At 60.3% G+C, this 12,215-nt stretch carries 10 protein-coding genes and 1 pseudogene; 10 read left to right on the forward strand and 1 reads right to left on the reverse strand.

Going from position 1 to position 12,215, the window contains the following annotated elements; all coding sequences use genetic code 11:
- Positions 1–75: 75 nt before the first annotated feature.
- The 8 genes from gcl to AC1D2P_RS03220 all read left to right on the forward strand — a co-directional run bounded on the left by gcl (position 76) and on the right by AC1D2P_RS03220 (position 9,642).
- Positions 76–1,851: a glyoxylate carboligase gene (gene gcl, locus AC1D2P_RS03185; protein ID WP_077430648.1), complete on the forward strand. Its 1,776-nt coding sequence runs from the start codon at positions 76–78 to the stop codon at positions 1,849–1,851.
- A 143-nt stretch (positions 1,852–1,994) separates the two neighbouring features.
- Positions 1,995–2,777, forward strand: a complete 783-nt coding sequence (hyi, locus tag AC1D2P_RS03190; protein ID WP_477811306.1) for a hydroxypyruvate isomerase — start codon at positions 1,995–1,997, stop codon at positions 2,775–2,777.
- A 150-nt stretch (positions 2,778–2,927) separates the two neighbouring features.
- Positions 2,928–3,818, forward strand: coding sequence for a 2-hydroxy-3-oxopropionate reductase (locus AC1D2P_RS03195; RefSeq protein WP_077430650.1), 891 nt, complete (start codon positions 2,928–2,930; stop codon positions 3,816–3,818).
- A 172-nt stretch (positions 3,819–3,990) separates the two neighbouring features.
- The gene (locus AC1D2P_RS03200) at positions 3,991–5,271 is read left to right on the forward strand and encodes a glycerate kinase type-2 family protein (protein WP_077430651.1); all 1,281 of its coding nucleotides are present in this window, start codon (positions 3,991–3,993) and stop codon (positions 5,269–5,271) included.
- Positions 5,261–6,676: a pyruvate kinase gene (pyk, locus tag AC1D2P_RS03205; RefSeq protein WP_046032870.1), complete on the forward strand. Its 1,416-nt coding sequence runs from the start codon at positions 5,261–5,263 to the stop codon at positions 6,674–6,676. The genes AC1D2P_RS03200 and pyk overlap by 11 nt, the downstream gene beginning before the upstream one ends.
- 115 nt (positions 6,677–6,791) lie before the next feature.
- Complete coding sequence (locus AC1D2P_RS03210; RefSeq protein WP_046032869.1) at positions 6,792–7,706, forward strand: urea transporter; 915 nt, start codon at positions 6,792–6,794, stop codon at positions 7,704–7,706.
- 21 nt (positions 7,707–7,727) lie between these two features.
- Positions 7,728–8,552, forward strand: a complete 825-nt coding sequence (locus AC1D2P_RS03215) for an ion transporter (RefSeq protein WP_046032868.1) — start codon at positions 7,728–7,730, stop codon at positions 8,550–8,552.
- Positions 8,553–8,643: 91 nt separating this feature from the next.
- Entirely contained in the window at positions 8,644–9,642 is a 999-nt protein-coding gene (locus tag AC1D2P_RS03220; RefSeq protein WP_109786426.1) for a sulfate ABC transporter substrate-binding protein, read from the forward strand.
- 195 nt (positions 9,643–9,837) lie between these two features.
- Here AC1D2P_RS03220 and AC1D2P_RS03225 read toward each other — a convergent pair whose 3' ends face one another.
- Positions 9,838–10,467 (reverse strand): hypothetical protein, encoded by a 630-nt coding sequence (locus AC1D2P_RS03225; protein WP_175648954.1) that lies wholly within the window; start codon positions 10,465–10,467, stop codon positions 9,838–9,840.
- Between the two features lie 234 nt (positions 10,468–10,701).
- Between AC1D2P_RS03225 and AC1D2P_RS03230 the strand changes: the two genes are divergently transcribed.
- Together AC1D2P_RS03230 and AC1D2P_RS03235 are read left to right on the forward strand one after the other, a co-directional pair.
- A complete protein-coding gene (locus AC1D2P_RS03230) occupies positions 10,702–11,907 on the forward strand; it encodes an MFS transporter (RefSeq protein WP_477758470.1) in 1,206 nt (401 codons plus the stop codon).
- Between the two features lie 127 nt (positions 11,908–12,034).
- Positions 12,035–12,215, forward strand: a pseudogene (locus AC1D2P_RS03235) (IS256 family transposase); the annotation flags it as partial.

Here is a 12,215-nt window from a genome sequence, read left to right on the forward strand (position 1 = left end):
CTGCGCCGTCCGCCGTGAATACACTCTGCGCAAAGCCACTTGTATACAATTACAAAACGTAAGAGGCACAAAACCATGAGCAAAATGAGAGCAATCGAAGCCGCCGTTCTGGTGATGCGCCGTGAAGGGGTTGATACCGCTTTTGGCATCCCGGGTGCTGCAATCAACCCGCTGTACTCCGCCCTGCAGAAGGTCGGTGGCATCGATCACGTCCTCGCTCGCCACGTTGAAGGCGCCTCGCACATGGCCGAGGGCTACACCCGCACCAAGGCCGGCAACATCGGCGTGTGCATCGGTACTTCCGGCCCTGCCGGTACCGACATGGTCACCGGGCTCTACAGCGCCTCGGCCGACTCGATTCCAATCCTTTGCATTACTGGCCAGGCACCCCGCGCCCGTATGCACAAGGAAGACTTCCAGGCTGTCGACATCACCACCATCGTCAAGCCAGTGACCAAGTGGGCAACCACCGTCATGGAACCGGGCCAGGTGCCTTATGCGTTCCAGAAAGCCTTCTACGAAATGCGCTCCGGCCGTCCAGGCCCGGTGCTGATCGACCTGCCGTTCGACGTGCAGATGGCCGAGATCGAATTCGACATCGACGCTTACCAGCCGCTGCCGTTGGCCAAGCCCACCGCTAACCGCGTGCAAATCGAGAAGGCCCTGGCCATGCTCGATCAGGCTGAACGCCCATTGCTGGTTGCCGGTGGCGGCATCATTAATGCGGACGCCAGCGAGTTGCTGGTCGAGTTCGCCGAACTGACCGGCATCCCTGTCATTCCAACCCTGATGGGCTGGGGCACCATCCCGGACGATCACCCGTTGATGGTGGGCATGGTCGGCCTGCAAACCTCGCACCGTTACGGCAACGCGACGATGCTCAAATCCGACCTGGTACTGGGCGTCGGCAACCGTTGGGCCAACCGCCACACCGGCTCGATCGACGTGTACACCGAAGGCCGCAAGTTCATTCACGTTGATATCGAACCGACGCAGATCGGCCGCGTGTTCAACCCGGACCTGGGCATCGTTTCTGACGCCGCAGCCGCGCTGACCGTGTTCATTGAAGTCGCTCGTGAATGGCAAGCCGCCGGCAAGCTGAAAAATCGCAGCGCCTGGCTGCAAGACTGCCAGCAGCGCAAAGCCAGCCTGCAGCGCAAGACTCACTTCGACAACGTGCCGGTCAAGCCGCAGCGCGTCTACGAAGAAATGAACCAGGTGTTCGGCAAAGACACCTGCTACGTCAGCACCATTGGCCTGTCCCAGATTGCCGGCGCGCAGTTCCTGCACGTCTACAAGCCGCGTCACTGGATCAACTGCGGTCAGGCAGGTCCCTTGGGCTGGACCATTCCGGCGGCACTGGGTGTGGTCAAGGCGGATCCGACCCGTAAGGTCGTGGCGCTGTCAGGCGACTATGATTTCCAGTTCATGATCGAAGAGCTGGCAGTCGGCGCGCAGTTCAAACTGCCGTACATCCATGTTGTGGTAAACAACTCGTACCTGGGGCTGATTCGTCAGGCTCAGCGCGGTTTCGACATGGACTACTGCGTGCAGCTGTCCTTCGATAACCTGAACGCTCCGGAACTCAACGGTTACGGTGTCGATCACGTCGCAGTGGCCGAAGGCCTGGGCTGCAAGGCATTGCGCGTGTTTGAACCAAGCCAGATCCAGCCTGCCCTGCGCAAGGCTCAGGAACTGATCGAAGAGTTCAAGGTGCCGGTGATTGTCGAGATTATTCTGGAGCGCGTGACCAACATTTCCATGGGCACCGAGATCAACGCCGTCAACGAATTCGAAGACCTGGCGCTGGTCGGCAACGATGCGCCAACGGCGATTTCGTTGCTTGATTAAGAAGACCTGATACCTGTAGCAGCTGCCGAGGCACGAGGCTGCGTTGCGTGTCCGCAGGACCGCCCTCGGGGGCCGCTTCGCAGCCCAACGCAGCCTCGTGCCTCGGCAGCTGCTACAGGCAACTATTTTTACAGGAGACCACCATGCCGCGTTTCGCAGCCAACCTGTCCATGCTGTTCACAGAGCAAGATTTTCTTGCCCGTTTCGAAGCGGCCGCCAAGGCCGGCTTCAGTGGTGTCGAATACCTGTTCCCGTATGACTTCAGCTCCGCCGAGATCAAGGCCAAGCTGGATGCCAACGGTATGACCCAAGTGCTGTTCAACCTGCCAGCCGGTGACTGGGCCAAGGGCGAACGCGGTATCGCGTGCCTGCCGGATCGGGTTGAAGAGTTCCGCGCCGGTGTCGACCTCGCCATTGCTTACGCGCAAGTGCTGGGCAACACCCAGGTCAACTGCCTGGCCGGTATTCGCCCACAAGGCGTGGACGATGCCACCGTGGAAAAAACCTTCGTCGCCAACCTCAAATACGCAGCAGACAAGCTGCAAGCGGTGGGCATCAAACTGGTGATGGAAGCGATCAACACTCGCGACATCCCGGGTTTCTACCTGAACAACACCGCGCAAGCCCTGTCGATTCGCGAACAGGTCGGCAGCGCCAATCTGTTCCTGCAATACGACATCTACCACATGCAAATCATGGAGGGTGACCYGGCCCGCACCATGGCCACGCACCTGGGCGAAATCAACCACATCCAGTTGGCCGACAACCCTGGGCGCAACGAACCGGGCACCGGTGAAATCAACTACCGCTTCCTGTTCGAACACCTTGACCGCATCGGTTATCAGGGTTGGGTGGGTTGCGAATACAAGCCGCTGACCACCACTGAAGCGGGCCTGGGCTGGCTGAAAACCCATAACGCGATCTGACACCGATCCCTGTAGGAGTGAGCCTGCTCGCGATGAAATCACCTTGGTACACCTGATGTACCGCAGCGGCTGAATCGCGAGCAGGCTCACTCCTACAAAAAGCTACGCCCCCTATTTGCTTGAGCAAGACAAAAACAAGAGGATTTTCTCATGGCTAAAATCGGATTTATCGGCACCGGCATCATGGGCCACCCAATGGCGTTGAACCTGCAGAAAGCCGGCCACAGCCTGTTCCTGTCGGCGCACCACGACGCTGCCCCTGCCGACTTGGTTGCTGGCGGCGCCGTTGCTCTGGCGAACCCGAAAGAAGTCGCACAAGAAGCCGAATTCATCATCGTCATGGTGCCGGATACCCCCCAGGTCGATGACGTGCTGTTCCGCGCCGACGGCGTTGCAGCCGGTGTTGGCAAAGGCAAAGTCGTCATCGACATGAGCTCGATCTCGCCTACTGCCACCAAGGCTTTCGCCGCCAAAATCAATGAAAAAGGCGCCCAGTACCTCGACGCACCGGTGTCCGGCGGTGAAGTCGGCGCCAAGGCGGCGAGCCTGAGCATCATGGTCGGCGGCGATGCCGATGCTTTCGAACGCGCCCTGCCGCTGTTCCAGGCCATGGGCAAGAACATCACCCTGGTCGGTGGCAACGGCGACGGTCAAACCGCGAAAGTGGCGAACCAGATCATCGTGGCGCTGAACATTCAGGCGGTGGCTGAAGCCCTGCTGTTCGCTTCGAAGAACGGTGCTGATCCAGCCAAGGTGCGTGAAGCACTGATGGGCGGTTTCGCCTCCTCGAAGATCCTCGAAGTACACGGCGAGCGCATGATCAAAGGCACCTTCGATCCGGGTTTCCGCATCAGCCTGCACCAGAAGGACCTGAACCTGGCCCTGCAAGGGGCCAAGGAACTGAACATCAACCTGCCGAACACCGCCAACACCCAGCAAGTGTTCAGCACCTGCGCAGCCATTGGTGGCAGCAATTGGGACCACTCGGCGCTGATCAAGGGCCTGGAGCACATGGCGAATTTCTCGATTCGCGATAAGTAAGCCCTGCGCTACAGAGGGCCTGACTGGCCCTCTGTAGGAGCAAGGCTTGCCCGCGATGGAATCGCCTCGGTGCAGCAGAAACACCTCAGCGTCTGCATCGCGGGCAAGCCTTGCTCCTACAGGGATCGTGCACGTTCGATAACCCCAATAACAAGAATTCCGGGAGCCCGCCATGTCGGTCGATCCGCAACAATTCCTGCGCGAGCTGTTTGCCACAGCCATCGACGCCGCCCACCCACAGCAAGTCCTCGAAGCCCATTTGCCCAAAGACCGTAGCGGTCGGGTGATCGTCATCGGCGCCGGCAAAGCCGCGGCCGCCATGGCCCAGGTGGTCGAGCGTTGCTGGCAGGGTGAAGTCTGCGGTCTGGTGGTGACCCGTTACGGTCACGGTGCCCCGTGCGAAAAAATCGAAGTGGTCGAAGCGGCCCACCCAGTGCCGGACGCTGCCGGTCAGGCCGTTGCCAAACGGGTCTTTGAACTGGTCAGCAACCTGACCGAAGACGACCGCGTGATCTTCCTGCTTTCGGGCGGCGGCTCTGCCCTGCTGGCATTGCCGGCGGCCGGCATCACCCTTGCCGACAAGCAATCAATCAACAAAGCCCTGCTCAAATCCGGCGCGACCATCGGCGAGATGAACTGCGTGCGCAAGCACCTCTCGGCGATCAAGGGTGGCCGTCTCGGCAAAGCCTGCTGGCCTGCCACTGTTTATACCTATGCGATTTCCGATGTACCGGGCGACCTCGCCACGGTCATCGCCTCCGGTCCGACCGTGGCCGACCCAAGTACCTCTGCCGAAGCACTGGCGATCCTCAAGCGCTACGACATTGACGTTTCGGTCTCTGTGCGCAACTGGCTGCAAAGCCCGGAATCGGAGACGGTCAAACCCGGCGACCCGAGCCTGGCCCGCAGCCACTTCCAGTTGATCGCCCGCCCACAGCAATCGCTTGAAGCGGCCGCCGTGAAAGCGCGGCAGGCCGGTTTCAGCCCGCTGATCCTCGGTGATCTGGAAGGCGAATCCCGTGAAGTGGCCAAGGTTCACGCCGGCATTGCGCGGCAAGTGGTCCTGCACGGCCAGCCACTGGCGGCGCCATGTGTGATTTTGTCGGGCGGTGAAACCACCGTGACCGTGCGCGGCAATGGCCGTGGCGGGCGCAACGCCGAATTCCTGCTGAGCCTGACCGACAGCCTCAAAGGCCTGCCCGGTGTGTATGCCCTGGCCGGTGACACCGACGGCATCGATGGCTCCGAAGACAACGCCGGCGCCCTCATGACCCCGGACAGCTACGCCCGTGCCACGGCGCTGGGCCTGAGCGCCAGCGACGAGTTGGACAACAACAATGGCTACGGTTATTTCGAGGCACTGGACGCCCTGATCGTCACTGAGCCGACCCGCACCAACGTCAACGACTTCCGCGCCATCCTGATTCTCGAGAACCCAAAAAATGACGCCTGACAAGAAGGTTAAAATCCTCGCCACCCTCGGCCCCGCCACCGACGGGATCGACGACATTCGCGAACTGGTGCAGGCCGGGGTCAACATTTTCCGCCTGAACTTCAGCCACGGCGATCACGCCGACCACGCACAGCGCTACCAGTGGATTCGTGAAGTCGAGCGCCAGCTTAATTATCCGCTGGGTATTCTGATGGACCTGCAAGGCCCGAAACTGCGGGTCGGCAAGTTTGCCGAGGGCAAGGTGCAACTGCATCGCGGTCAGGCCCTGCGACTGGACCTGGACCCGACGCCAGGGAACGAGCGCCGCGTTAATCTGCCTCACCCGGAAATCATCGCGGCGCTGGAGCCGGGCATGGACTTGCTGCTGGACGACGGCAAGCTGCGTTTGCGAGTGGTCACCAAGTACTCCGACGCCATCGACACCACCGTGTTGAATGGCGGCGAACTGTCGGACCGCAAAGGCGTGAACGTGCCGCAAGCGGTGCTGGAACTAAGCCCGCTGACCGCCAAGGATCGCCGCGACTTGAGCTTCGGTCTGGAGTTGGGTGTGGACTGGGTCGCGCTATCGTTTGTGCAACGTCCGCAAGACATTCGCGAAGCCCGCGAACTGATCGGCGACAAGGCCTTTTTGATGGCCAAGATCGAGAAGCCATCGGCCGTGACGCAACTGCGGGAAATCGCCGAGTTGAGCGACGCGATCATGGTGGCGCGTGGCGACCTCGGCGTGGAAGTGCCCGCCGAAAGCGTGCCGCAGATTCAGAAAAACATCATCACCCTCTGCCGCGAGCTAGGCAAACCGGTGGTGGTGGCCACGCAGATGCTGGAGTCGATGCGCTTCTCCCCGGCCCCGACCCGGGCCGAGGTTACCGACGTGGCCAACGCCGTGGCCGAAGGTGCGGATGCGGTGATGCTGTCGGCGGAAACCGCCTCCGGCGAGTACCCGCTGGAAGCCGTGCAGATGATGAGCAAGATCATCCGCCAGGTGGAAAACGGCCCGGACTATCAGGCACAACTTGACGTGAGCCGACCGAAAGCCGAGGCGACGGTGTCCGATGCGATCAGCTGCGCGATTCGTCGCATCAGCAACGTGCTGCCGGTGGCCGTGCTGGTGAACTACAGCGAGTCCGGCACCTCGAGCTTGCGTGCGGCGCGGGAACGGCCGACGGTGCCGATCCTCAACCTGACACCGAACCTGCAAACCGCGCGCCGCTTGACCGTGGCGTGGGGCGTGCATTCGGTGGTCAATGACCGACTGCGGCAAGTGGATGAAGTGTGCTCGACGGCGCTGGAAATCGCCCAGGCACAGGGCATGGCCAAGCGTGGCGATACATTATTGATCACGGCAGGTGTGCCGTTTGGGCAGCCGGGATCGACTAACTCACTGCGTATCGAGACATTGATTTAGCGCCTATCCGGCCTCATCGCGAGCAAGCTCGGCTCCTACGGTTCGTTGAGGACCTGTAGGAGCCGAGCTTGCTCGCGATGCAGGCGACACGGTCCCACTGACACACTGAACTAAAATGCCTGCCCACCATTTCAACACCCACTGTCCCGACTGGGCCGAAGCGTTGCTCAACGGCTTCAGTCAGATCTTCCTCCAGCGCAATCCGCTGTGCGGCCTGCTGTGCCTGTTGGCGATTCTGTTTACCGCGCCGACGTTGCTCGGCGGTGCGCTGCTGGGCGGTGTCGCCGGTTTGCTCACTGCGCAACGCCGCAACTATGCCAAGGCTGATCGTCAGGCCGGGTTGTTCAGCTACAACGGCGTTCTGCTCGGTCTGTTGCTGAGTTTGTATTTCCCTTGGTCGGCGATGATGCCACCGCTAATTCTGGCCGCCGGCGGTCTGAGCGCGATGATCACCCAGCAGTGGCTCAAGCGCGTCCGGGTCAGCCAATGCCTGCCGGCCTACACGGCGCCCTTCGTCGGGCTGGGCTGGTTGCTGCTGTGCTTCGCCACGCCCTCGACAACGGCGCATTTGATCGAAATCAACACGCTGAACATGCTCGCCGCCCCCTTCAAAGGCGTGGGTCAGGTGATGTTCCTCGGCCATCCACTGGCCGGTGCGATGATTGCCGTCGGTTTGCTGATCGCAGATCGCCGTGCATTCTGCTGGGCGTTGTTGGCGTCTGTCGCGGGCATGGGCTGGAGTATGTTGCACCACGACTTCTACAGCGCATTGCTCGGTCTCGGGAGCTATAACGCCGTACTCGCCGCCCTCGCCTTCAGCTCACAGCGTCGCCAACCGTGGCTGCCGTTGGTGGGCATCGGCCTGGCGCTGTTACTGACGCCGGTGTTTGCCGCCATCGGCCTGCCCACGCTGACCGCGCCGTTCATTCTCGCAGGCTGGTTGATCCGCACGGTTGTGCAGATGCTCGGCAAAGCCACGGTCGAAAGCGCGCCTTGCGTTCCCGGGGAGAATCAACCTAGGCTGCGCTGATTAGCGGCCAAGGCGATTTGAATGAACAGCAACGACACGTGGCGCAATCGCCTTTACGTGATTATTTTCCAGACCGACACCGTCGCCGGACGGCGCTTCGACTCAAGCCTGCTGCTGATTATTTTCGCCAGCTTGGTGGTGGTGATCCTCGACAGCATCGATGACGTTCATCAGAACTACGCCGGCCTGCTGGCGGCCATCGAGTGGGGCTTCACGGTGATTTTCCTGGGCGAGTACTTCCTGCGCCTGTATTGCTCGCCCAAACCCATGCGTTACGCGTTCAGTTTTTACGGCCTGGTGGATCTGCTGGCCATCGTGCCGGGCATCCTCGCGCTGTATTACAGCGACGCCCAGTACTTGCTGATCATTCGGGTGATCCGGATGCTGCGCATCTTCCGCGTGCTCAAGCTCGGTCCCTACCTCAAGCAAGCCCATTACTTGCTCGATGCCCTGCGCGGCAGCAAGCAGAAAATCCTCGTGTTCCTCCTCAGCGTCTGCACCCTGGTCACGGTGTTCGGCACCCTGATGTATGTGGTTGAAGGCCCGCAACATGGCTTCACCAGCATTCCCAAAGGCATCTACTGGGCGATCGTGACGCTGACCACCGTCGGCTATGGTGACATCGTGCCCAAGACCGCGTTGGGCCAGGTGATTTCGTCGATGGTGATGATCACCGGTTACTCGATCATCGCCGTACCCACCGGGATCTTCACCGCCGAACTGGCCACGGCCATGCGCGGTGGCCAGTTGCATCACGATTGCCCGGTGTGTACCAAAGACAACCATGAACAGGAAGCATCGTTCTGCTCTCGCTGCGGCAATGCGCTGTTCAAAAAACAGGAATAAGCAAAGAGCTTTTTAATCTTTAAGGCTCTATGCGAGCCCAGTTATAGTCGCTGGCAAATTGCCTCAATTTAAATAGAACAAGGACTGCGCAGTGAAAAAACTCTTTGGCGCCTCACTTCTGGCCGCTGGCCTGGCACTGACCAGCATGGCCCAGGCCGCACCGACCCTGCTCAACGTTTCTTACGACGTGATGCGCGATTTCTACAAGGACTACAACACTGCCTTCCAGAAACACTGGCAAGCCGAACACAACGAAAACATCACCCTGCAAATGTCCTTCGGCGGCTCCAGCAAACAAGCGCGCTCAGTCATCGACGGCTTGCCGGCTGATGTCATCACCATGAACATGGCCACCGACATCAACGCCCTGGCAGACAACGGCAAACTGGTGCCGGAGAACTGGGTCACGCGCCTGCCGAACAACAGTGCGCCGTTTACTTCCGCCACGGTGTTCATCGTCCGTAAAGGCAACCCGAAAGCCCTGAAAGACTGGCCTGACCTGCTCAAGGACGGCGTTCAGGTGATCGTGCCCAACCCGAAAACCTCGGGCAATGGCCGCTACACCTACTTGTCCGCCTGGGGTTATGTGCTGAAGAACGGCGGTGACGAGAACAAGGCCAAGGAGTTCGTCGGCAAGCTGTTCAAGCAAGCACCGGTGCTGGACACCGGCGGTCGTGCCGCTACCACAACGTTCATGACCAACCAGATCGGCGACGTCCTGGTGACCTTCGAGAACGAAGCGGAAATGATTGCCCGCGAGTTTGGTCGCGACCAGTTTGAAGTGATCTACCCAAGCGTTTCCGCCGAAGCCGAGCCACCGGTGTCGGTGGTCGACAAAACCGTCGACAAGAAAGGCACCCGTGCCGCCGCCGAGGAATACCTGAAGTACCTGTGGTCGCCGGAAGGCCAGGAAATTGCGGCAGCCAATTACCTGCGCCCGCGTGACCCGGCGGTGCTGGCCAAGTACACCGATCGCTTCCCGAAAGTGGACTTCCTGTCGGTGGAGAAGACCTTCGGTGACTGGCGCACCGTGCAGAAGACTCACTTCAATGATGGCGGGATTTTCGATCAGATTTACACCGGTCAGTAATCGCTGAGCGGCCATGAAAAAGGCGACCTTTGCAGGTCGCCTTTTTTGTGGGTTTCAGCGGTTACAGTTTCCTTGTACGACGTCAATCCTGTGGGAGCGGGCTTGCCCGCGATGGCGGTTTATCAGTCACATCAATGCTGAATGTAGCGCCTTCTTCGCGGGCAAGCCCGCTCCCACAAGGATTTCGCCAAGCCCTTACATCGGCGGCGTCACACCCTCCTTACCCGCAGAAATCGACTGAGCCGTCAGCGTCCCGTCCGCACTCTGTGTCACAAATGTCACGATCTTCACCCCCACTTTCAACAAGCTGCGATCCCCCGGCATCAGGTTCACAATCGGCACGTCCTCCGGCACCAGAATCTTCTGCTGGCCGCCCTTGTAGTTGACCGTCAAGACCCGGCCGTTGCTGACCACCAGATCGCCGACGCTGCCGTTGGTCATGCTGCTGCCCTTGACCAGGTCGAACGGTCGATGCCCGTCGCCGCTACCCGCCAGTTCCGGTGGGAAGACATGGACTTCCAACGCCTTGAGAGTGCCATCCTCCTGAGGAATAGCCGCCGAGCCGATGTAGCTGCCCGGTTTGATGTCGTCGATATTGGCCAACGTGACAGCGCGGACTTTGGTATCCGGGGTCAGGTTGATCACGACGTTTTCGCCGCTGTTGACGTGAACCTTCAACACATCAGGGCTGACCCCGGTGATTTCGCCACGAACACCGATACGCAATCCCGGCGCGTCGGCGGCCTGGGCCAGGCCTGTGGTGAACAATGTGATCAGTGTCAGGGCCGAAGCGCCGCGAATCAGGTGACGGAACATCGTATTCATGGAAGTACCTTGCGGTGATGAAACGTGAGAGAGAACATAAGCACGCTATCGAACAGGATGTAAGTGAATGTATCATCGGACCTGATTATTTGGACGCAAGGTGCATGGGCCAACTGCACATGCCGGTGCCACTCATTCCGCAATGGAATGATTACTATCACTTCAATCCCACTTCCGCCGTCCCGGCTTGCCGCTTAGCCTTCGCGCATTCCCTTCTGTTCAGCGAGACACGTTATGAATCCAGCGACGCCGGCGCCTCACGGTGCCACGACAATGACCAAAGGCATGGTGCTGCTCTTCGCCTTCTGTTGCGGCGCCATTGTGGCCAACCTCTACTATGCCCAACCGATCATCGGCCTGATCGCGCCAGACATCGGCCTGACCAACACCATGGCCAGCCTGATTGTTTCACTGACGCAGATTGGCTACGCGCTTGGGCTTTTCTTCCTCGTGCCCCTGGGCGATTTGCTGGAAAACCGCCGACTGATGATCATCACCACCGTGGTGGCGATTGCGAGTTTACTGGGCGCCGCGTTCACCGATCAGCCCAATGTGTTTTTACTGATTTCGTTGCTGGTGGGCTTCAGCTCGGTGTCGGTGCAAATCCTGATTCCACTGGCCGCGCACCTGGCTCCGGAAGAGTCGCGTGGCCGCGTGGTCGGCGGGATCATGGGCGGGTTGCTGCTGGGGATTCTCCTGGCTCGCCCGGTGTCCAGCGTGGTGGCTGACTATTTCGGCTGGCGCGCGATGTTTGTGATAGCAGCGGTGTTGATGGCGGCGATCAGCATCGTGCTGGCGCTGACCATACCCAAGCGCCAGCCTGATCACAGTGCGTCTTATGGGCAATTGCTGGGTTCGCTGTGGACATTGCTGCGCCAACAACCGGTATTGCGTCAGCGTGCGTTTTATCAAGGCTGCATGTTCGCGACCTTCAGCCTGTTCTGGACCGCCGTGCCGCTGGAGTTGGCGCGCAATCACGGCCTGTCGCAAACCCAGATCGCGATCTTCGCCCTCGTCGGCGCCATCGGCGCTATCGCGGCGCCCATCGCCGGGCGCCTGGCGGATGCCGGCCACACGCGCATCGCCTCGCTGCTGGCCCTGCTATTCGCCAGCCTGAGCTTTCTGCCGGCATTCATCCATCCGCTCTATAGCGTCATTGGCCTGGCCGTGACCGGCGTGGTCCTCGACTTCTGTGTGCAGATGAACATGGTGCTCGGCCAACGCGCGGTCTACGCCCTCGACGCCAAAAGCCGCAGCCGCCTGAATGCGCTGTACATGACCAGCATCTTCATCGGCGGCGCCTTCGGCTCTTCGGTGGCCAGCGCCGTGTACGAGCACGGTGGCTGGTTGTGGATCGTGATAGTCGGCAGCGCGTTTCCGCTGTTGGCGTTGCTGCGGTTCTTGGGTGTTTCGCAGAAGGGCTCGCTGGCGACGGCTTAAGTGTTCAAAAACAACTTCGCAATGCCGGCCGGAGCAAGATCCGGTCGGTGTTCCGACAAATGTGACGTATCCGCCGGGGGTGTCAGAAATTTTGTGTTCGGGCATAACATGAGTAAGAGGTGCATGTATGCCAACCAAGAAGAAACCCGCGTTGCGAGAGCTGCCGAAAATCCCGAAAGAGCTGCTCGAGCAATTCACTGATGGACCGATGACAGCGGAAGCCATTGAGGACGCCTCTGCGGCGTTCAAGAAGGCTTTGATCGAGCGAGCCCTGAGTGCTGAGCTCGGCCACCACCTGGGCTATCCGC

Source organism: Pseudomonas sp. P1_F1_2 (assembly GCF_056405815.1).